This is a genomic window from Rhizobium sp. 10PS4 (assembly GCF_032464805.1).
Taxonomy (GTDB): domain Bacteria; phylum Pseudomonadota; class Alphaproteobacteria; order Rhizobiales; family Rhizobiaceae; genus Rhizobium; species Rhizobium laguerreae.
Genome location: NZ_JAWDIW010000007.1, coordinates 180,890 through 201,264 on the forward strand (window position 1 = coordinate 180,890; position 20,375 = coordinate 201,264).

A 20,375-nucleotide genomic window follows, 5' to 3' on the forward strand; every position below is an offset into this window, starting at 1 on the left:
TGCAACAAGTGCGCGCCGGTTTTTGGTGCAAGGGGCGTTGCGCCTGCTACAGGTGCATCAATAGAAGACGACCAGCCATCGTGATGATGGTTAGAGGCTCGTCACCTCTGCGAAAACGCAGTTCGAGCAGGACCATCTTTTTTCAGCAATCCGCGCCGCTCTCATTCTCGATCTCGACATAACCGACGCCGATGATCGTGCCGTCCGCCGCGCGGATGAAGGAGGGGAGATAGTGCGGCTCTACCGGCTCGCAGGCGACGGTCCCGGTATATTCGTTGAGGGCGATCTGGTCCTTCGGCAAAGCGGAATAATTCGTGCCGGTTTCGAGCGCGGCATGGGCGGAGCCGGCAAGGGCACCGCAACCCACTATTACGGTCGTTGCCCAGAGGCGAGGAAGCAGCTGCATGGGAGTCTCCAGCGTTTAGGTCCGGCATTTCAACACGCGGGAGAGCACTTGGTTCCCTTTATGCATTGCAAGGACAGTTGAGCACAGGGCAGGCGCAGCATCCGATCTTTCGACTTCAGCGTCGCAGCAGGCGGCTGCGCACATAGCCTCGTCCGACGACGCTCTCTGCGATCTCCATCGCCCGCTCGACATCACCCCGCCGGCGCACGAAACCTTCCAGGATGACATATGAGCCTAAAGTGGTGACGTTGATGTCTATGGCTTCGATATCGCAGGCAGCATGAAGGGCGCACTCTACCGAAGCGCGTGTTGCCGCGTCGTTGTGATCTTGCCTGCCGGATTCGCCATAGTTCGTGAATGCTGCAAAGCTGAGCACAGTGACCGTCTCCTGATGTCAGTTGATATCAGTTAACCCGCGCCGAGGCATTTCGTTGCGGTGGGCCACGCATGGAGGAGCCTATTCGAGAGCTCTTGCTGTGGACCCTGGCATGGACACCCCTTGGCGAAAGGCGCCGCGGCTTCCATATCTGGCTGCAGTCGAAAGAGGGATGATGACGATGAAAGCGCTTCTGTCCGCCTTGTTTGCCGGGGCATTGCTTGCCGGCTGCTCTTCGGCCGATACGCCGGCGCTGGAACCCATTCCCGGCAGCATTACCTATGGCGGCCAGCCGCGAACGAAGCTTGCCAAGTCGCCGGTCGGCAGCGCCGTCTACAACCAGTTTTACAACGGGACGGGACAGCGCGTGGAGGAAACCTATATCCTTCAGCCCGACCGCAGCCTGAAGCTGGTGCGGCGCGAGATCGGCCCCGATTTCCCCGACTGAGATGTTGCTCGCGCGCCAGATCGCTTGACAGCGGCGGCAATCGCGAACATTCAAGGAACATCTAATCTTTCCGCGGTGATTCTGCGGGAGCCCGACCGGACGGCTGGATGTATCTCGAAAAGCTCAATCCGCAGCAGCGCATGGCCGTCGAGCACGGCACGCTCACCGACGGCAGCCATATTGCCGGGCCGCTGCTGGTCATTGCCGGCGCCGGCTCCGGCAAGACGAATACTTTGGCGCATCGCGTCGCCCATCTGATCGTCAAAGGCGCCGATCCCCGCCGCATCCTTTTGATGACCTTCTCGCGCCGGGCAGCCGCCGAGATGGCGCGGCGCGTCGAGCGCATCTGCCGCGATGTGCTTGGTTCGAATGCCGGCGTCATGGCGGACGCGCTTTCCTGGTCCGGCACCTTCCACGGCATCGGCGCGCGGCTGCTGCGCGATTATGCCCAGCAGATCGGCCTCGACCCCGATTTCACCATTCACGACCGCGAAGACAGTGCCGATCTGATGAACCTGATCCGGCACGACCTCGGCTTCTCGAAGACGGAAAGCCGCTTTCCCACAAAGGGCACCTGCCTTGCCATCTATTCCAGGGCGGTGAATTCGGAAACCGCGCTGGACCTCGTGCTGCGCGACGTCTTTCCCTGGTGCGCGACGTGGGAGAAACAGCTGCGCGAACTTTTCGCCTGTTATGTCGAGGCCAAGCAGAGCCAGAACGTGCTCGATTACGACGATCTGCTGCTCTACTGGGCGCAGATGGTCGGCGAAGCGATGATTGCCGAGGATATCGGCAGCCGCTTCGACCATGTGCTGGTCGACGAATATCAGGACACCAACCGGCTGCAGGCCTCGATCCTGCTGGCGCTGAAGCCTCAAGGCCAGGGGCTGACGGTCGTCGGCGACGATGCGCAGTCGATCTATTCCTTCCGTGCCGCGACAGTGCGCAACATCCTCGATTTTCCCGCCGCCTTCAGCCCGGCCGCCAATATCGTCACGCTCGACCGCAACTACCGCTCGACGCAGCCGATCCTCGCGGCCGCCAACGCCGTCATCGATCTCGCCTCGGAGCGCTTCACCAAGAACCTCTGGACCGAGCGGCAATCGTCCGAGCGGCCGCGCCTCGTCACGGTGCGCGACGAGGCCGAGCAGGCGCGCTACATCACCGACATGGTTCTCGACAATCGCGAGGAAGGCCTCACGCTCAAGCAGCAGGCCGTGCTCTTCCGCGCCTCGCATCACAGCGGTTCGCTGGAGGTCGAGCTGACCCGGCGCAACATTCCCTTCGTCAAGTTCGGCGGGCTGAAGTTTCTCGACAGCGCGCATGTGAAGGACATGCTGGCCGCCCTTCGCTTCGCGCAGAACCCGCGCGACCGGGTGGCGGGCTTCCGGCTGATGCAGATCCTGCCGGGCGTCGGGCCGTCGACCGCGCAGAAGGCGCTCGATCTGATGGCCGAGGATGCAAGCCCGATTTCTGCTCTCGCTGCCATGCCGGCACCGCCGCGCTCCGGCGAGGACTGGACAATGTTCGTTTCGATGCTGCAGGAGCTGAAGACCGGCAAGGCCGGCTGGCCGGCAGAGATCGGTCTGGCACGGCAATGGTATGCGCCACATCTGGAACGGCTGCACGAGGACGCAGCGACGCGGCAGGCAGACCTGCTGCAGCTCGAGCAGATCGCTAGCGGTTATGCCTCGCGCGAGCGCTTTCTGACCGAGCTCACCCTCGATCCGCCGGACGCGACCAGCGACCAGGCGGGCGTGCCGCTTCTCGATGAAGACTATCTCATCCTGTCGACGATCCATTCCGCCAAGGGCCAGGAATGGACGAGGGTGTTCATGCTGAACGTCGTCGACGGATGCATACCGAGCGATCTCGCCGTCGGCACCACCGCGGAAATCGAGGAGGAACGCCGGCTGCTCTACGTGGCGATGACGCGCGCCCGGGATGGTCTCGACCTCGTCGTGCCGCAACGCTTCTTCACTTACGGGCAGAATTCGCAGGGCGACCGGCATGTCTATGCCTCGCGCAGCCGCTTCATTCCCGCGACCCTGCTGCAGTTCTTCGAAGCGTGCAGCTGGCCGCAGGTGAAATCCGGCAGCGTCGCCCAGCAGCACGCGCGGCAGGTGCGCATCGATGTCGGCGCCCGCATGCGCGGCATGTGGCGATAACTGGATAGTGTTTAGAGTGAAAGCGGCGGCTCGGCCGGTTTCAGGAATTGCTCGACCCTAGCCACGTCCACAGCCTCGACTGATGCCGGCGACCATTGCGGATTGCGATCCTTATCGATGACGGCAGCGCGGATGCCCTCGAAGAAATCGGGATTATCAAGCATCTGCAGACAGGCGCCGAGTTCGCGGCCGAGGCATTCGGCAAGCGAGGCGCTGCGGCGGCCGGCTCTGAGCAGCCGCAAAGCGAGCTTCAGACTGGTCGGTGAACGCGTCAGCATCACCCGGCGCGTCTCGACGGCAAATTCGCCTTCCTCCTCGGCAAGCGCTGCCAGGATCTCCTCGACGCTGTCGAAACGGAATGCGCGATCGATCGTCGCCGCGTTCTGCTTAAGCCGGCTTTCTCCCTGAGGCTCCGAAAGCGCCTGCAGCACGGCATCGACATCGCCGGATGAGCTGGCGCGCGGCAGGCCGGAGAGAGCATCGATCGCTTCGCCGAGCCGCGACGAGGCGAGCTGAAGGTCGGCAAGGCGAGCGTGGATCGCATCGGCAGCACCAATATCGAGCCCTGTCAGGCCGAGCCATGTCCCGGCCTCGCCGGGGCCACGCGGCAGCAGCCAGGTGGCGCCGACATCCGGGACATAGCCGATGCCGGTTTCGGGCATGGCCAGACGGGTGCGCTCGGTGACGATGCGGTGGCGGCCGTGCGACGACAGGCCGACGCCGCCACCCATGGTGATGCCGTCCATCAGCGCGACATAGGGTTTGGGATAGGCGGCAATCATATGGTTGAGGCGGAACTCCTCACGCCAGAAGCTTGCCGCCAGGCCATCGCCGGCGCGGGCGCTCTCATGCAGGGCGCGGATATCGCCGCCTGCACAGAAGCCGCGTTCGCCCTCTCCCGTCGCCACGACGCTCGCCACCTCGGGATCACCGGCAAAGTCGTGAAGGGCCGCAGTGATCGCCCGGATCATCGGCAGGGTCAGGCTGTTCAGCGCCCGCGGCCGGTTGAGGCGGATGATAGCAGCAGTCCCTCGCCGCTCAATGATGACTTCGCCTTGCCGTTCGCCATCCTGCATGGTTCACCTCATCTGCCAGAGCATTCCGATTGACGGAATGCTCTGGCTTTTTGTTTTTGCGCAATTCCGGACGCAAAACCGCTGCACACTTTTGCTGGAATTGCTTCTGACCATGAATAGACGACCCCGCGGCATCGCTCCAGTCGATTTGCGGCGGATCGAGATCGATCGTTCAGGCAGACAGCGAATTGCGGGCGGAGGCTTCGGCCTCGCACCGGGTGGCGTAATCGATGGCAAGTTCCAGCGGCAGCGGCCGCGAGAAATGATAGCCCTGTGCAAGACGAACGCCCATCGCCTTCAATCCCTCGGCGATCTCTTCGCTTTCGACGCCTTCGGCGACGGAGGCGATGCCGAGATTCTGGCAGAGATTGGCGACCGAGCGGGTGATGTTCATGCAACGGGCGTCGCGATCGAAATTCATCAGAAGGATTTGTCGATCTTCAGCTTGTCGAAGCCGAGACGATGAATATGGCTGAGGCTCGAATAGCCGGTGCCGAAATCGTCGAGCGCGATCGAGATGCCGGCAGCGCGCAGCATCGTGATCACCTGGTCGGCGGTGTCGAAATCGGAGAGCAATGCGGTCTCGGTAATCTCGAATTCGATGCGCTTTGGATCAATGCCGGAGCGGGTGATCATGGCAAGCAGCGCCATCTTTCCGTTGGCCCGAGCCAGCCAGAGAAGGCTTTTTTCCTTATTCACGTAACGGCATGCAGACCCCCGCAGGCGCGGGGGTGGCAAACGGGTCCCTGCATCAGAAGGACGCTGCGGCGAGTGCCCGGTGGATGCTGTGCAGGTCGTCGACATTCTTGTTCGACAGGAACAGTTCCCAATCGAGCGAGCTCTGGACGATGGTTTCCAGAGAATCGTATCTGGGCTTCCAGTCGAGTACCTGCCGGGCGAGCGAAGCGTCTGCGACGACGCTTGCCGAATCGCCGGCGCGCCGCGGCGCCATGTGGATCTTGAAGGAATGTCCGTGCAGGCGGGTGACCATGTTCAGCACGTCGAGCACGGAATAGCCGCTGCCATAACCGCAATTGGCAACGAGCGAGCCCTTGCCTCGGCGCAGGTGCTGCAGCGCTTTCAGATGTGCATCGACGAGATCGCCGACATGGATGTAGTCGCGCACGCCGGTGCCGTCATGGGTGGGATAGTCGATGCCGTAGACATTGACGCTGTCGCGCCTGCCGAGCGCTGCCTCGCAGGCGACCTTGATGAGGTGCGTGGCGCCTGAGGTCGACTGGCCGGCACGGTGGTGCGGGTCGGCGCCGGCGACGTTGAAATAGCGAAGCGCGACATAGTTGAAATCATAGGCGGCGGCGGCATCGCGCAGCATGAACTCGGTCATCAACTTCGACTGGCCGTAAGGATTTTCCGGATTGAGGGGGGCCGTCTCCTTCACCGGCAGGTCGGTCTTTTGCTGGCCGTAGACGGCCGCCGTCGAGGAGAAGACGAAGTTGCGGATACCGGCCTTGATCGACGCGCTCAGCAGCGCCCGGGTCTTGCCGGAATTGTTGTCGTAATAGGAGAGCGGATCGGCGACCGAGACCGGGACGACGGCGGAGCCGGCGAAATGGATGATCGCCTCGATGTCGTTTTCGATGAAGACCTTTTTCAATATATCGGGGTCGGCAACGTCGCCGAGATAGAAACGCGCCGCCGGCGCCACGGCCCAGCGAAAGCCTGTGGAGAGACGGTCGAGCACGACCACATCCTCGCCTGCATCCAGCAGCGCCCAAACCATGTGACTGCCGATATAACCGGCCCCGCCCGTCACCAAAACCGCCATGTCCCGCATCCCTGCTTTCGTTTTTTAGAAGCAGGGGCATCAGGCGCCGGTTTTTCTTTCCAATTTTCTTATCGCACGGCCTTTGGAAGGCCTTTGAACGGGTATGTTTGGAGTCGTGGTTAGAGGCCGATTTCGGGCTTTGCTAGAGTTTTATCAATCCGGCGATTTCGGCACAAAATCGGCTTGGCCGACGCTTCTCAGAGCTTGAGGATATAGTTGCAGAGGCGCTCGGCCGCGACCGCAACCTGCGTGGGGTCACGTAGGAAGCAGGCGCGCAGGAAGAGTTCGCCGCCCGGTCCGAAGGCTGTTCCGGGTGCAAGCCCGACGCCTGTCTTGTCGACGATGTCGAGCGCTGCCTTGCGGCTGTCGGCGACGCCGTCGATCTTCAGGAAAGCATAGATCGCGCCATCCGGTTTCAGCGTCTCGACGCGGTTCGTGGCAATTAGCGCATCGCAGAGGATATCGCGGGAGCGGGCCGCCTTGGCAATATTGGCAGCGACGAAATCGTCGCCTTGATCAAGGGCTGCGACGGCGCCCTTCTGCATGAACTGCGCCACCCCCGATGTCGAATACTGAATGAGGTTTTCGAGCACCTGGCCCATTTCAGGGGGCGCGACGATCCAGCCGACGCGCCAGCCGGTCATCGACCAGTTCTTCGAGAAGGAATTGACGAAGATGATCTTGTCGCCCTCGTCCATCACATCGAGGAAAGAGGGCGCGCGGCCGCCGGCAAAATAATAGCGGGCGTAGATTTCATCTGCCAGGATCCAGAGGTCATGCTTGCGGGCAAGCGCCAGGATATCGCCAAGATCCTGCTTCGTTGCCGTCCAGCCCGTCGGGTTCGACGGCGTGTTGATGAAGATGCCCTTGGTCTTCGGGGTGATCGCGGTTTCGATGCGGTTCAGATCGACCGCCCATTTGCCGCCTTCGAACTGCAGCTCGACACTCAGCGAGCACGCACCTGCTATCTCCAGGGCGGCAGCGATATTCGGCCAGGAAGGAGAGAGGTAAACCAGTTCGTCGCCCGGCGAGGTCAACGCCTGCACGGCGATCTGGATCGCCTGCATGCCGGAACCGGTGACGTAGAAATGCTCGACCGGAAGCCGGATTCCGAAATGTCTGTTGTAATAATCGGAAAGCGCCTGACGAAGCTCGGGAATGCCGCGCTGCCAGGTGTAGAAGGTCTCGCCGGCGGCAAGCGCCTCCATCGCCGCCCTGCTGATGAAATCGGGCGTCGGCAGATCACCCTCACCCACCCAGAGCGGCAGCAGGCCTTCGCGGCCACGGGCATAGTTGACGAGTTCGACGATCCCACTTTCGGGCGCCGCCAGGGCGCGCGGGCTGAGGCTGCTGACGATCGACATGCATATCTCCGGTTTCCGCCTTCATAGCGGACTTGCGCCGGCAAATCTCATGATATCCAGTGATGGCATATCGATTTTGGTGATGATTGAGCCCGGCCGGAGCGGACGGGATCAAGCCGTCGGGCGCGTGGCGAGAAGATCGCGGATTTCCGTCAGCAGTTGAACGTCTGCCGGCGGCGGTGGCAGCTCTTCCGGTGCAGCCTTTTCCTGGCGCTCGACCTGGGCACGCAGGGTGTTCACGCCCTTGACCATCAGAAAAATGATCCAGGCGAGAATGAGGAAGTTGATGAGCACGGTGAGGAAACTGCCATAGGCAAACACTGCTCCCTGGGCGCGGGCGGCGGCAAGCGTCGGCGCGTTGACGGCCGTCGAGAGTGGGAGAAAGTAATTCGAAAAATCGAAGCCGCCGAAAATGGCCCCGACGATCGGCATAATGAGGTCATCCACCAAAGATTTGACGATGCCGCCGAAGGCGCCGCCGATGATGACGCCGACGGCAAGATCCATGACATTGCCGCGGGCGATAAAGGCCTTGAACTCGTTGAGCATCGGATCCGTCTCCCTTCGATACAATCGTTTTTATTAGCTACATCTTCATTGCAATTAATCAATCGGCAATCGCAATTATCGGCAATACCTCCCCCGCGGTCTTTGACTTAAGGCCTATATGCCAGCAATTTTCAAAGCGCCTGAAATGACTTAAGCTGCCCACGTTGCGGGAGGTCCCGGCGTGTTTTCCGCCGGCGGAGGGTCAATGCTTCCAGGCTGGGTTATATTTGCGTCTGCCTTCGGCTATCTGCTCCTGCTTTTCGCCGTGGCAAGCTATGGCGACCGCAAGAACCGCAGCCAGGGCACGCTCGGCCTGGGCACGCTGGAAGGCGGATGGCCGGTGGTCTATGCGCTGAGCCTCGCGATCTACTGCACCTCCTGGACCTATTTCGGCAGCGTCGGGCTTGCGGCGCAGCGCGGCCTTGAATTTGCCGGCATCTATATCGGCCCGATCCTGGTCTTCACGCTCGGCATGCCGCTGCTTCGCCGCATCATCGAGCTCGCCAAGGCGGAGAAGCTCACCTCGGTCGCCGATTTCGTCGCGGCGCGCTACGGCAAGAACCCGACGGTCGCCACGATCGTCGCACTGATCTCGCTGATCGGCGCCATTCCTTATATCGCGCTGCAGCTCAAGGCGATCTCGAGCACCGTCAGCGCCATGGTCAATCCGTCCGATTACGGCATAGGCAGCGGCAATCTCTATTTCCTCGACCTGCCGCTCGCCGCGACGCTGGTGCTTGCCTGTTTCGCCATCATGTTCGGCACGCGGCATACGGATGCGACGGAGCATCAGGATGGCCTGATCCTCGCCGTCTCTATGGAATCAGTGGTCAAGCTCGTCGCCTTCCTGACAGCCGGCGTCTGCGTCGTCTGGTTTCTGTTCGACGGTCCGACTGATCTCTGGCGCAAGACCGTCGACAACGAGCTGGTCATGTCGGCGCTCAGCTACCATACGCCGATCAGCCGCTGGATCACCCTGATCATCTTGTCGGCCTTTGCGATTATCCTGCTGCCGCGGCAATTCCATGTGACGGTTGTCGAAAACCGAACTCCGAAACAGCTGAAACTCGCAGGTTTCCTGTTTCCCGCCTATCTCATCGCCATCAATCTCTTCGTGCTGCCGGTGGCAATCGGCGGGCTCTTGACCTTCGGCGGCACCGGCAATGCCGATTTCTACATGCTGTCGCTGCCGCTTGCCGGCCAGATGCCCGTCATTTCGCTGATCATCTTCATCGGCGGTTTCTCCGCCGCAACGGCGATGGTCATCGTCGATTCCGTCGCACTGTCGATCATGGTGTCGAACGACATCATCATGCCGATCTTCCTCAGGCGCAAACTCGCCGGCCGCGCCGGCCAGCGCGACAATTTTGCCAAGACGCTGCTCAACATCCGCCGCAGCGCCATTTTCGCCGTGCTGCTGTTCGGTTATGCCTATTACCGCTCGACCGACAGCACCGCCGGCCTTGCCTCGATCGGCCTTCTTTCCTTTGCCGCGATCGCGCAAATCGCCCCAGCGCTTTTCGGCGGGCTGATCTGGCGGCGGGCGAATGCGCGCGGCGCGATCCTCGGGCTGACCTCCGGCTTCGTCATCTGGATCTACCTGCTGTTCCTGCCCTCGCTCGGCGGCCCCGATTATTCCTATGTGGCGAGCGCCGTGCTCGGCTTCATCTTTCCCGGGACCACGCTGTTCACCGCGCCCGACGCCGATCCGCTGGTCAATGCGACGGCGATGAGCCTGATGGTCAACAGCGCCTTCTTCGTCGTCGGCTCGCTCACCCGCAACGCCAAGCCGCTGGAGCGCATTCAGGCCGGCATCTTCGTCAAGCGGCATTCGCGTTCGCAATTTGCCACGCGCGGCTGGAAGACCCGCATCAGCGTCGGCGATCTCAAGGCAGCGATCTCGCGCTATCTCGGCGAAGAGCGCATGCAGCGCTCGCTCACGACCTACGAACAAAGCTCCGGCCGCAAGCTGGAAGACGAGCAGCCGGCCGACATGGCGCTCATCCACTTCAGCGAACAGCTGCTCGGCAGCGCCATCGGCTCGTCCTCGGCCCGGCTGGTGCTGTCATTGATCCTGCAGAAGATCGAGGATGCCTCTTCCGACACTGCCTGGCTGCTCGACCAGGCGAGCGAGGCGCTGCAATATAACCAGGACATGTTGCAGACGGCGCTTTCGCAGATGGACCAGGGCATTGCCGTCTTCGACAGTTCCAACCGGCTGACGATCTGGAACCGGCGTTTCCGGCAATTGCTGGATCTGCCGGAAAGTGCCGGCCAGGTCGGTTTTCCCTTGTCCGAAATCGTCACCACGCTCAGCCAGCGCGGCGACATCGCGCCCGGCGATCTCAGCCAGACGGTGCGGCATTTCCTGACGCTCGACAAACCTTTTTCGCTGGTGCTCGGCGGCGGCGAGCGGATCATCGAGGTGCGCTCCAATGCCATGCCCGACAAGGGCATCGTCGCCACCTTCACCGACATCACCCAGCGTGTCAGTGCCGACAGAGCACTGAAACAGGCGAATGAGACGCTGGAGCAGCGCGTTGCCGAACGTACGGCCGAGCTTACCCGCGTCAACCGTGAACTCGGCGAGGCGCGCGCCGCCGCCGACGAGGCGAATATCGGCAAGACACGCTTTTTCGCCGCCGCCGGCCACGATATTCTGCAGCCGCTCAACGCCGCCCGGCTCTATTCCTCGGCATTGGTCGAGCGCATGGCGCAATCCGACAACAGCCCGATCGTGCGCAACATCGATTCCGCGCTGGAATCGGTCGAAACCATTCTCGGCGCGGTGCTCGATATCTCCAGGCTCGATACCGGCGCCATGCGGCCGCGGCTCGCCTCCGTCGCGCTCTCCGACCTCTTGGAGCGTATCCAGACCGACTTTGCGCCGATCGCCCGCGAAAAGCAGCTGAAGCTGATGATCATGCCGACGTCGCTGCGCGTCCGCTCCGATCCCAACCTGCTTCGCCGGCTGGTGCAGAACCTGGTTTCCAACGCCATCAAATACACGATCACCGGCAAGGTGCTGGTCGGGGCGCGGCGGCGCGGCAACCAGGTGATCATCCAGGTGATCGATTCCGGCATCGGCATCCCGCCGTCGAAATTCCGCACCGTGTTCAAGGAGTTCGCGCGGCTGGACGAAGGCGCGAAGACCGCCTCCGGCCTCGGGCTCGGCCTGTCGATCGTCGATCGCATCGCCCGGGTGCTCAACCATCCGGTCGAGCTGCAGTCGACGCATGGCAAGGGCACGGAATTCCGGATCGCCATGCCGCTCGACGTCTCGCGTCCGGCCGCGGCCGCAGCAGCGGTTACGCCTGCCGACCGTCCCGGCCAGCCGCTCAGCGGGCTGAAGATCCTCTGCATCGACAACGAGCCGAAGATCCTCGAAGGCATGCGGCTCTTGATCAACGGCTGGGGCTGCGAGGTGGAGGCGCTCAATTGCCTCGCCGAGGTCACCACCGTCGATGGCCAGGAGGGACCACCTGACATCGTCATCGCCGATTATCACCTCGGCGACGGCACCGGCATTGCCGCGATCCTGCATCTGCGCCGGCAATTCGGCGCCGATATCCCCGCTTTGCTGATCACAGCCGACCGCACGCCGGAGGTGCGCAGCGAGGCCGAGCGATACGGTATCGCCGTTCAGCACAAGCCGGTGCGGCCGGCGGCGCTGCGCGCCTATATCACCCAGATTTCCGGCCTCAAGCGCGCCGCCGCGGAGTAATACAAAAACTTAGAGCATTTCCGTTTTTCTCCGAAACACGAAGATGCTCTATCTTCTTGTTTTCACGCAATTCCGGACGCAAAACCGCTACGCACTTTTGCTGGGATTGCTCTAGTCCGTTGCGCTCATGACACGCGCAACCAGATCACGCACGCGCCTTGTCGCCGGCACATCGCCAAACAGGATGCGGTATATGATCGGCGCCACGACCTGGTCCATGACGCGCTCGACATCCGGAAAGACCTCGCCGCGGACCTTTGCCCTCTCGGCGATGACGCCGATCTGTTGGCGGGTAAATTCAGCGCATTTGCAGGCGTTCGCGCCCGCCTGCGCCGCCAGCACGTCGCGGATCATCTCTCGGCCCGGCCCGGAGGACATTTCCTCGGCATATTGCTCGGCCCAGGCTTGAAGATCGGCCTTGCCGCTACCGGCATCGATCGGCTCCATATCCGGCCGCAGCCGATCGACGGCGACATCGGCAAGAAGCTCCTGCAGGTCGCCCCAGCGGCGATAGATGGTCGACGGCGTTACCCCCGCCTTGCCGGCAATCAGCGGGATCGTCACCTCGGCGCGGCTCATCTCGGCCATCAGCTCACGGACCGCCTTGTGCACCGATGCCTGAACCCGGGCGCTTCTGCCGCCCGGACGAAGATTCTCTTTCACTGTCATGCGTGCAACCCGACTTTCACTCCTTGACACCGATGGTTCAAAATCTTTGACTGACCTATTAATGCAAATAATTTGCTTTTATGAAATGTCCCCTCTACATAAGCTAACGCAACGGCTTAGCTTTAAGGGGCTTATATATGTTCGCCGCAGCCAAATCCACCGAGAATTCGCCGCGCCCCTCGATCGGCTTTCATGCGCTGACGCTCGCGACCTTTTTCGGCGCCTCCGCGGCGCCAACGCCGCTCTACCGGATCTATCAGGAAAACTTCTCCGTCTCGCCGGTGCTGATCACGGTGATCTTCGCGGTCTACGCCTTCGCGCTGCTGGCGGCGCTGCTGATCGCCGGTTCGATCTCCGACCATCTCGGCCGCAAGCCGGTGATCTTTTTCGCCCTCGTTCTCGAAATCGTCGCCATGGCGCTCTTCGTTGTCGCGAGCGGTCCCGGCTGGCTGATCGCGGCGCGGATCGTGCAGGGGCTGGCAACGGGGATCGCCGGCGCCTCGATCGGAGCGGCGCTCGTCGATGTCGACCGGGCAAAGGGACAGATCGTCAACTCGATCGCACCGCTTTGCGGCATGGCGGTGGGGGCAGTGGGCACCAGCGCCCTGATCCAATTTGGCCCCTTCCCGATGCATCTGGTCTATGCGCTGCTGCTTGCCGCCTTCACGCTGCAGGCGGCGGCCATCTGGCTGACAGGCGAGACCGGCGGCAGGCGGCCGGGCGCTCTCGGCTCACTGATACCGCGGGTCACCGTTCCCAAGCAGGTGAAGCGGCCGCTCTCGCTGGTGACGCCGATCAACATCGCCAACTGGACGCTTGCCGGCTTTTATCTCTCGCTGGTCCCGTCCTTGGTCGCCAGCACAACCGGCAGCCGCGCGCCGCTGACCGGCGGGGCCGTCGTCACCGCGCTGATGGTGAGCGGAGCAATCGCCGTCTATCTCCGGCGCAGCAAGACGGCCTCGGCCAATCTGGTTTTCGGGGTGTCGGCCAAAACGCTCGGCATCCTGACGGTCGTTGCCGGCGTGCATCTTGCCAATGTGCCGCTGCTGCTCGTCGGCACGATTTTTACCGGCGTCGGTTTCGGCACCAATTTCCTCGGGTCGATCGGCACTATCATGCCGCTTGCCAAGGCGGACGAGCGGGCCGGGCTGCTGTCGGCCTTCTACGTCCAGAGCTACCTCGCCTTCAGCCTGCCGGCGATCCTGGCCGGGTTCCTGGCGAAGTCAGCCGGTTACGCGCTGACGACGGATATCTATGCGACGGCGATCCTGCTTTTGATGGGCGTCGGAGTGATGAGCATTCGCGCCGACCGGCGGAAGGTCGCGGGGAGTGCTGCCTGACATTCCTCACGGTTTGAGATCGAGCAGCGCCCGGCCGCTGCCGTCCATGGCGAAGGGCACCGAGGCGTGCTGGTGGGCAACCAGCCATCGGCCATCCTGCTTGACGAGGCCGAGCGTCTGGCGGAACCACAGATCGACGGCGGCGCCGTTGGTCTTGGTCCCGGTCATGCGCGTGAGGCCGCTCCAGAAAGCGACATCCTCGCCAACCGTCAGTCTGGCATCGCGCACATCGCCGCCGATCGGGCCTTCCCAGGTATCGAACCAGGCCTGCAGGCCCGCCTCGTCCTTGCCGTAATAGACCAGCGGCGGCGCCAGCGAAAATTCGATCTCATCCTCGGTCTCGTAGGAAAGCGCATCCTTGGCATTTTTTTCGCCCAGCGCCTTGGCCCGCATCATCAGCATGGCGATGATCGCCTCTTCCTCGATCCTGGCATTCGCTTCGTCTTTCACAATCGTTCTCCTTCTGCGTTATGGACAGAGGACGAAGGGGAGGACGACGATCCGACATCGACTTCGAGCTGAGCATGATGTCGTCCGAAAACCGCTCACACTTTTCGGCATCATGCTCTAGAGATAACTCGTCACCGCCGGTTCGTTCCACCAGGCATCGTGCCTGCCGTCGGCATAACGGACCGGCAGTGCTGCCAGTTCCTCAGGGGTGATATCGTCGAGGCAGGCGATGTTGATCGACACATAGGCGCCGCCGATCGCTTCGACATAACCGTCGCCATAGGCCGGCACACCGCAGGTGCGGCAGAAGCGGTGATGACCGCTCATGGTGTTGAACTGATAGTCGGAGGTTTCCGCCTGGTCGCACATCAGCCGGAAGTCCTCCGGCTTGACGTTGGCGCCCCAATAACGCCGCTTGGCGCAGATCGAGCAATTGCAGCGGCCGGTGCCCTCCTCGAGGTCCATGTCCACCTCGTAACGCACTTTGCCGCAATGGCAGCTTCCCTTGTAGGTTTTCTTCACGGCGCTTTCCTCCTTCGGCGTTGCCTTCAGTCTACTGATATGACAATATGTTGTCATTATGGATGAGATACAAAATCGACAACATGTTGTCAAACAAGATCGACCGGAGCGGACGATGGAGGGGGATGCCTTTTCCGCTTTCGCAATCACCGCCCTTCGCCTCGCCGGTCATCTGACGGCGGCGGGCGACCAGTTGGCAAAGCCGGCGGGACAGACGAGCGCGCGCTGGCAGGTGTTGGCCGCGGCACGACGCGGCGGCATGTCGGTGGCGCAGATCGCCCGCGCGCTCGGCCTCGCCCGCCAGGGCGTGCAGCGGCTTGCCGACGTGCTGGAAAGCGAAGGTCTGATCGCCTATGCCGACAACCCGCTGCACCAGCGCGCCAAGCTGGTGCGGCTGACGGAAGAAGGAGCGGCGCGGCTCGGCGTCATCGAGGTCGCGCAAGCCGATTGGGCCGACGGGCTGGGCGCCGCGTTTACGTCAGCCGAGCTCGATGCGGCGCGGGCAGTGATAGCGCGGGTCATGGAGATGCTGGAGGGTGGCGAGGCGGCAGGCGGTTGAGGGACTTGTTGTCGTTAGCACGCACTCGGCCTGGCGATGCGAAAGATTCTCTAAGGTCATGCCGTGGCCGCCCCCCTCTGCCCTGCCGGGCATCTCCCCCACAGGTGGGGAGATTGGCTGGGCGCACCGGCTTCCCCAAACAATCGGCGTCCAGCACGACGAAACGATAGATGGATACGAAATTCAAGCCACTTGTGATCTCCCCACCTGTGGGGGAGATGCCCGGCAGGGCAGAGGAGGGATTACACGGCACGACCTATCTGCCAAGGCGATGCCGGTTACTCCGCCAATCGGGCACAACATCAGCCAACCAAACACAAAAAAAGGCCGGGTGAACCCGACCTTCCCTGCTATCTCAACGAACCGTGCCAGTACATCCGTGGTCACGATCCGGAGATGATATTCAAAGCCTTTGAAGGCTCAGGCCGCCTGGAGGCGGTCTGCCGACATCTTGCCGGACTTGTTGTCGCGGACGAGCTCGTAAGACAGCTTCTGGCCATCCTTGAGATCGCGCATGCCAGCGCGTTCGACGGCGGAGATGTGGACGAAAACGTCGGCTGCGCCGTCATCCGGCTGAATGAAGCCGAAGCCCTTAGTTGCGTTGAACCACTTTACGGTACCTGTGCTCATGACGATATCCTTTTCGAATCGTTCATAGAAGATTGCAGCTCGAATAAATGCCGAGCGGCGATGAAAACCGATTTTGGAGGAAGTTCGCCAGGAACGACGCGAGGTCGTTTCAAAGTTCATCTAGCAAGATCGATGCGCGAATATGTAATCGGAAATTGTGTCCGTGACAAGGCCGCAGCAAGGGAAAGTCGAATTCAGCTGGCGAGGTGAAGTCGAATAATTCTTGAATGTCGTGCCGTGGCCGCCCCCTCTGCCCTGCCGGGCATCTCCCCCACAGGTGGGGAGATCACAAGTGGCTTGAACTTCGTATCCATCTGTCGTTTCGTCGTGCTGGACGCCGATTGTTTGGGGAAGCCGGTGCGCCCAGCCAATCTCCCCACCTGTGGGGGAGATGCCCGGCAGGGCAGAGGGGGTGGCCACGGCACGATGGCAAAGACCCTTATGCCGCCTTCCCCACCTTCGCATAGGGGTCGAACCGACCGTAGAACGTCTCGCCCTTGGCGGCCATGTCCTTCAGCAGCGGCGTCGGCTTGAAGTGACTTCCGTAAGCATCAGCTAACTTTTCCGCCAATTCCACGAAAGCCTTCGCACCCATCCCGTCGATATAGCTCAGCGCCCCGCCGGTATAGGGCGCGAAGCCGAATCCGAGGATCGAGCCGACATCCGCCTCGCGCGGATCGGTGACGATACCTTCCTCGACCGTGCGGGCGGCTTCCAGCGCGATGGTGACGAGGAAACGTTGTTTGAGGACGTTGACGTCAACCTCATCCGCCGGCTTCTGCGGATAGAAGGTCTTGAGGTCTGGCCAGAGGGACTTCTTCGCCCGTTTCGGCGGGTAGTCGTAGAAGCCCTTGGAATTCTTGCGGCCGAAACGGCCCTCCTTTTCCACCATGCGGGAGATGAGTTCCATATGCCTGGGGTCGATGGCTTTTTCGCCGAGATCGGCGACCGTGGCCTTGAGGATCTTCAGCGAGAGGTCGATAGCGACCTCGTCGTTGAGCGCCAAGGGACCGACCGGCATGCCGGCCATCTTGGCGGCATTCTCGATCATGGCAGGCGGCACACCCTCGATCAGCATGTCGTAGCTTTCCGACATGTAGCGCAGCACGCAACGATTGACGAAGAAGCCGCGGGTGTCGTTGACGACGATCGGCGTCTTCTTGATGGCTGCAACATAGTCGAGAGCGACAGCCAGCGCTTTGTCGCCGGTGTCGCTTCCGAGGATGACCTCGGTCAGCATCATCTTCTCGACAGGCGAGAAGAAGTGGATGCCGATGAAATCGGCCGGGCGTTTCGAATTCTTGGCGAGACCCGATATCGGCAGGGTCGAGGTGTTGGAGGCGAAGACCGCGCCTTCCGGCAACACGGCTTCGACCGCCTCGATGACTGCTTTCTTCACCTCGCGATCCTCGAACACCGCCTCGATGACGAGATCGGCATTGGCGAGGTCGGCATAGTCTGCCGAGGGCGTGATGCGGGAGAGCAGTGCAGCCGCCTCGTCCTGCGTAAGACGCCCCTTACCGACAGAATCCTTGACCAGACCTTCGGAGACGGCCTTGCCCTTGGTCGCTGCTTCGATGTCGCGATCAATCAGCGTCACGGGAATGCCGGCGGCGGCGGTGACATAAGCGATCGAGGCCCCCATGAAGCCGGCGCCGACGACGCCGACATGTTTCAGCTCGGTCTTCGCATGACCAGCCGGGCGGCGGGCGCCCTTGCCGAGCTCCTGCATGGAGATGAACAGCGAACGGATCATCGAGAAGGCTTCGCGGGTCTGCAGCACCTCGGTGAAATAACGCTGCTCGACCTTCAGACCCGTGTCGAACGGCACCTGCAGGCCTTCATAGACGCATTGCAGGATGGCAAGCGCTGCCGGATAATTGCCCGATGTTTCCCGGCGCAGGATCGCCGGAGCTGCCGGCCAGAGCTGGGCAGATGCCGGCGTCCAGATGCCGCCGCCGGGCGCCTTGAAGCCCTTCTCGTCCCAGGGGGCGACCGGCTTCAGGCCATCCTTGATCATCTGCTTGGCGGCGGGGATGAGCTGATCCGGCTCGACCACCTGGTGCACGAGGTTCATCGCCTTGGCGCGGGAGCCGGTCAGCGACTGGCCCGTCGTCATCATCTGCAGCGCATCCTGGGCATTCGCCAGCCGCGGCACACGCTGGGTGCCGCCGGCGCCGGGGAAGATACCGACCTTCACCTCGGGCAGTGCGATCTTGACGCTCTTGGCATTGGAGGCGACGCGGCCGTGGCAGGCGAGCGACAGTTCGAAAGCGCCGCCCATGCAGGTGCCATTGATGGCGGACACCCAGGGCTTGCCCGATGTTTCGAGCTTGCGGAACAGGCCACTCATGCGGCCGACCAGACCGAAGAGGTTCTGCACCGCCGTCTCTGGGCTCTTTGCCTTCTCCTCCTGGTAGGAACTGAACATCGACTTGATCATCGACAGATCAGCGCCGCCGGAGAAGGAGGACTTACCCGAGGTGAAGACGACGCCCTTGACGGCCGCATCGGCGGTCGTGGCGTCGATGATCGCGTCGAGTTCGACCATCACCTCCGCGGTGAAGACGTTCATCGATTTGCCGGGCATGTCCCAGGTGACGAGAGCGATGCCGTCGGCGTCGGTTTCGAGCGTGAAATTGGTGTAGGTCATTGGGTTTCCTCCCCGATCAGGCCGGCAAATGGCTGCGCTGCGCGTCTAAGGTCTTCGTCTTTTCGGTGACGACATCGCCGGTATGCTTGGTCTCAGACGGCTCGAAAAGCACGATCCAGCATTCCTCCTCGGCAACCGGATTATGCTCGACACCCCTCGGCACGACATGAAAATCGCCGGCGTTCAGATGCACATGCGGGCGGTCGCGATATTCGATGGTCAGCGCTCCCTTCCAGATGAGGAAGAGCTCGTCCTCGTCGCGGTGCGAATGCCAGGCGAGCTGACCCTTAACCTTGGCAAGCTTGACGCTCTGGCCGTTGAGATCGGCGATGACGCGGGGCGACCAGTGCTCACTGACCTCGGCATATTCGGTTTCGATCGTGCCGGTGTTGAAGCCCATCGTCAAACCCTCTCGATAACCGTTGCCGTGCCCATGCCGGCGCCGATGCAAAGCGTCACCAGCGCAGTGTTGAGGTCGCGGCGTTCAAGTTCATCCAGCACCGTGCCGAGGATCATCGCGCCGGTGGCGCCGAGCGGATGGCCCATGGCGATGGCGCCGCCATTGACGTTGATCCTGTCGTGATCGATGTCGAAGGCCTGCATGTAGCGCAGCACCACGGCAGCGAAGGCCTCGTTCAACTCGAAGAGGTCGATGTCGGCAAGGCTCATGCCTGATCGTATCAACAGTTTCTCGGTGACGTCGACAGGCCCGGTCAGCATCAGGGCCGGATCGGAGCCGATATTGGCGAAAGCCCTGATGCGGGCGCGCGGCTTTTTGCCCATGCTCTCACCGCCGGCTTTGGAGCCGAGCAGGACGACGCTGGCGCCATCGACGATGCCGGAGGAATTGCCGGCATGATGAACATAGTTGATGCGCTCGATCTCAGGATGGGCCTGGATGCCGACGGCCTCGAAGCCGCCCATCTCGCCGGGCATCTGGAAGGACGGATTGAGGGAGCCGAGCGCCTGCATGTCGGTGCCGGGGCGCATGTGTTCATCCTTTGCCAGGATCGTCAGGCCATTCTGATCCTTGACCGGGATGACCGACTTGTCGAACCAGCCCTTTTCCCAGGCATGGGCGGCACGCTTCTGGCTCTCGACCGCGTAAGCGTCGACATCGGTTCTGCTGAAGCCGTATTTGGTGGCGATCAGATCGGCCGAGACGCCCTGCGGCATGAAATAGGCCGGGAAATTTACCGACGGGTCCATGAACCAGGCGCCGCCGGACATGCCGAGGCCAACGCGCGACATGCTCTCGACGCCGCCGGCGATGACGATATCGTCGGCCCCTTGGGCGATCTTGCCGGCACCGAAATTGACGGCATCGAGGCCGGAGGCGCAGAAGCGGGAAATCTGCATGCCAGGCGCCTTCGTGGAGTAACCGGCTTCGAAGGCGGCGGCCTTGGGGATGACGGCGCCGGCATCCATGACCGGATCGACGCAGCCCATGATGATGTCGTCGACCGTTCCCGTATCGAGCCCGTTGCGGTCGCGGATCGCCTCCAGCGTCTTTGCCGCAAGGCGGACGGAGGGCACCTCATGCAGGGCGCCGTCCTTCTTGCCGCGGCCGCGCGGCGTACGCACGTGGTCGTAAATGAAAACCTCGGTCATTGTCTCATCTCCCTGACGGCAATCTATCTTGCCTCAAATCTTGG

18 protein-coding genes and 1 pseudogene are annotated in these 20,375 nt (G+C 62.1%); 5 read left to right on the plus strand and 14 right to left on the minus strand.

The features are described from left to right. Nucleotides 1-142: 142 nt before the first annotated feature. Both RWJ89_RS15415 and RWJ89_RS15420 read right to left on the minus strand, forming a co-directional pair. Entirely contained in the window at nt 143-406 is a 264-nt protein-coding gene (locus RWJ89_RS15415; RefSeq protein WP_131639778.1) for a hypothetical protein, read from the minus strand. Between the two features lie 115 nt (nt 407-521). Next, on the minus strand, nt 522-782 hold the full coding sequence (locus RWJ89_RS15420; RefSeq protein ID WP_131639779.1) for a BON domain-containing protein: 261 nt from the start codon (nt 780-782) through the stop codon (nt 522-524). A gap of 181 nt (nt 783-963) precedes the next feature. On the opposite strand from RWJ89_RS15420, the gene RWJ89_RS15425 reads away from it, so the two are divergent. Both RWJ89_RS15425 and RWJ89_RS15430 read left to right on the plus strand, forming a co-directional pair. Then, complete coding sequence (locus tag RWJ89_RS15425; RefSeq protein ID WP_131639780.1) at nt 964-1,230, plus strand: hypothetical protein; 267 nt, start codon at nt 964-966, stop codon at nt 1,228-1,230. A gap of 107 nt (nt 1,231-1,337) precedes the next feature. Further along, nucleotides 1,338-3,398, plus strand: a complete 2,061-nt coding sequence (locus RWJ89_RS15430; RefSeq protein WP_316031098.1) for an ATP-dependent helicase — start codon at nt 1,338-1,340, stop codon at nt 3,396-3,398. Nucleotides 3,399-3,409: 11 nt separating this feature from the next. Here RWJ89_RS15430 and RWJ89_RS15435 read toward each other — a convergent pair whose 3' ends face one another. From RWJ89_RS15435 to mscL, 5 genes and pseudogenes are all read right to left on the minus strand, one after another. Continuing rightward, nucleotides 3,410-4,474, minus strand: coding sequence for an enoyl-CoA hydratase/isomerase family protein (locus RWJ89_RS15435; RefSeq protein ID WP_316031099.1), 1,065 nt, complete (start codon nt 4,472-4,474; stop codon nt 3,410-3,412). Between the two features lie 172 nt (nt 4,475-4,646). Then, nucleotides 4,647-5,125 (minus strand): annotated as a pseudogene (locus tag RWJ89_RS15440) (EAL domain-containing protein); the annotation flags it as partial. Between the two features lie 100 nt (nt 5,126-5,225). Beyond that, complete coding sequence (gene galE / locus RWJ89_RS15445; RefSeq protein WP_168283835.1) at nt 5,226-6,260, minus strand: UDP-glucose 4-epimerase GalE; 1,035 nt, start codon at nt 6,258-6,260, stop codon at nt 5,226-5,228. A gap of 197 nt (nt 6,261-6,457) precedes the next feature. After that, nucleotides 6,458-7,624, minus strand: a complete 1,167-nt coding sequence (locus tag RWJ89_RS15450; RefSeq protein ID WP_221998391.1) for a pyridoxal phosphate-dependent aminotransferase — start codon at nt 7,622-7,624, stop codon at nt 6,458-6,460. 111 nt (nt 7,625-7,735) lie between these two features. Beyond that, complete coding sequence (gene mscL, locus RWJ89_RS15455) at nt 7,736-8,173, minus strand: large conductance mechanosensitive channel protein MscL (RefSeq protein WP_168283833.1); 438 nt, start codon at nt 8,171-8,173, stop codon at nt 7,736-7,738. 205 nt (nt 8,174-8,378) lie between these two features. Between mscL and RWJ89_RS15460 the strand changes: the two genes are divergently transcribed. After that, nucleotides 8,379-11,897: a PAS domain-containing hybrid sensor histidine kinase/response regulator gene (locus RWJ89_RS15460; RefSeq protein WP_316031100.1), complete on the plus strand. Its 3,519-nt coding sequence runs from the start codon at nt 8,379-8,381 to the stop codon at nt 11,895-11,897. Nucleotides 11,898-12,008: 111 nt separating this feature from the next. On the opposite strand, the gene RWJ89_RS15465 is transcribed toward RWJ89_RS15460, so the two are convergent. Continuing rightward, nucleotides 12,009-12,566, minus strand: coding sequence for a TetR/AcrR family transcriptional regulator (locus RWJ89_RS15465; protein ID WP_316031101.1), 558 nt, complete (start codon nt 12,564-12,566; stop codon nt 12,009-12,011). Nucleotides 12,567-12,703: 137 nt separating this feature from the next. Here RWJ89_RS15465 and RWJ89_RS15470 point away from each other — a divergent pair, with 137 nt between their 5' ends. Then, nucleotides 12,704-13,906, plus strand: coding sequence for an MFS transporter (locus RWJ89_RS15470; RefSeq protein ID WP_131663084.1), 1,203 nt, complete (start codon nt 12,704-12,706; stop codon nt 13,904-13,906). 6 nt (nt 13,907-13,912) lie between these two features. On the opposite strand, the gene RWJ89_RS15475 is transcribed toward RWJ89_RS15470, so the two are convergent. Both RWJ89_RS15475 and RWJ89_RS15480 read right to left on the minus strand, forming a co-directional pair. Beyond that, nucleotides 13,913-14,356: a YybH family protein gene (locus RWJ89_RS15475; RefSeq protein ID WP_131663083.1), complete on the minus strand. Its 444-nt coding sequence runs from the start codon at nt 14,354-14,356 to the stop codon at nt 13,913-13,915. A gap of 117 nt (nt 14,357-14,473) precedes the next feature. Beyond that, nucleotides 14,474-14,878: a GFA family protein gene (locus RWJ89_RS15480; protein ID WP_131663082.1), complete on the minus strand. Its 405-nt coding sequence runs from the start codon at nt 14,876-14,878 to the stop codon at nt 14,474-14,476. A gap of 115 nt (nt 14,879-14,993) precedes the next feature. Between RWJ89_RS15480 and RWJ89_RS15485 the strand changes: the two genes are divergently transcribed. Then, nucleotides 14,994-15,437, plus strand: coding sequence for a MarR family winged helix-turn-helix transcriptional regulator (locus RWJ89_RS15485; RefSeq protein WP_316031102.1), 444 nt, complete (start codon nt 14,994-14,996; stop codon nt 15,435-15,437). A 420-nt stretch (nt 15,438-15,857) separates the two neighbouring features. Here RWJ89_RS15485 and RWJ89_RS15490 read toward each other — a convergent pair whose 3' ends face one another. From RWJ89_RS15490 to RWJ89_RS15505, 4 genes are all read right to left on the minus strand, one after another. Then, nucleotides 15,858-16,067, minus strand: coding sequence for a cold-shock protein (locus tag RWJ89_RS15490; RefSeq protein ID WP_003545273.1), 210 nt, complete (start codon nt 16,065-16,067; stop codon nt 15,858-15,860). A 439-nt stretch (nt 16,068-16,506) separates the two neighbouring features. Continuing rightward, the gene (locus RWJ89_RS15495) at nt 16,507-18,720 is read right to left on the minus strand and encodes a 3-hydroxyacyl-CoA dehydrogenase NAD-binding domain-containing protein (protein WP_316031103.1); all 2,214 of its coding nucleotides are present in this window, start codon (nt 18,718-18,720) and stop codon (nt 16,507-16,509) included. Between the two features lie 16 nt (nt 18,721-18,736). After that, on the minus strand, nt 18,737-19,120 hold the full coding sequence (locus RWJ89_RS15500; protein WP_168283828.1) for a cupin domain-containing protein: 384 nt from the start codon (nt 19,118-19,120) through the stop codon (nt 18,737-18,739). 2 nt (nt 19,121-19,122) lie between these two features. Beyond that, nucleotides 19,123-20,331, minus strand: a complete 1,209-nt coding sequence (locus RWJ89_RS15505) for an acetyl-CoA C-acetyltransferase (RefSeq protein ID WP_131663079.1) — start codon at nt 20,329-20,331, stop codon at nt 19,123-19,125. Between the last annotated feature and the right edge of the window lie 44 nt (nt 20,332-20,375).

Coding starts and splice junctions, on each gene's coding strand:
- RWJ89_RS15415 (WP_131639778.1), bottom strand. CDS start 406: ATGCAGCTGCTTCCTCGCCTCTGGGCAACGACCGTAATAGTGGGTTGC.
- RWJ89_RS15425 (WP_131639780.1), top strand. CDS start 964: ATGAAAGCGCTTCTGTCCGCCTTGTTTGCCGGGGCATTGCTTGCCGGC.
- RWJ89_RS15430 (WP_316031098.1), top strand. CDS start 1,338: ATGTATCTCGAAAAGCTCAATCCGCAGCAGCGCATGGCCGTCGAGCAC.
- RWJ89_RS15435 (WP_316031099.1), bottom strand. CDS start 4,474: ATGCAGGATGGCGAACGGCAAGGCGAAGTCATCATTGAGCGGCGAGGG.
- galE (WP_168283835.1), bottom strand. CDS start 6,260: ATGGCGGTTTTGGTGACGGGCGGGGCCGGTTATATCGGCAGTCACATG.
- RWJ89_RS15450 (WP_221998391.1), bottom strand. CDS start 7,624: ATGTCGATCGTCAGCAGCCTCAGCCCGCGCGCCCTGGCGGCGCCCGAA.
- mscL (WP_168283833.1), bottom strand. CDS start 8,173: ATGCTCAACGAGTTCAAGGCCTTTATCGCCCGCGGCAATGTCATGGAT.
- RWJ89_RS15460 (WP_316031100.1), top strand. CDS start 8,379: ATGCTTCCAGGCTGGGTTATATTTGCGTCTGCCTTCGGCTATCTGCTC.
- RWJ89_RS15465 (WP_316031101.1), bottom strand. CDS start 12,566: ATGACAGTGAAAGAGAATCTTCGTCCGGGCGGCAGAAGCGCCCGGGTT.
- RWJ89_RS15470 (WP_131663084.1), top strand. CDS start 12,704: ATGTTCGCCGCAGCCAAATCCACCGAGAATTCGCCGCGCCCCTCGATC.
- RWJ89_RS15485 (WP_316031102.1), top strand. CDS start 14,994: ATGGAGGGGGATGCCTTTTCCGCTTTCGCAATCACCGCCCTTCGCCTC.
- RWJ89_RS15490 (WP_003545273.1), bottom strand. CDS start 16,067: ATGAGCACAGGTACCGTAAAGTGGTTCAACGCAACTAAGGGCTTCGGC.
- RWJ89_RS15495 (WP_316031103.1), bottom strand. CDS start 18,720: ATGACCTACACCAATTTCACGCTCGAAACCGACGCCGACGGCATCGCT.
- RWJ89_RS15500 (WP_168283828.1), bottom strand. CDS start 19,120: ATGGGCTTCAACACCGGCACGATCGAAACCGAATATGCCGAGGTCAGT.
- RWJ89_RS15505 (WP_131663079.1), bottom strand. CDS start 20,331: ATGACCGAGGTTTTCATTTACGACCACGTGCGTACGCCGCGCGGCCGC.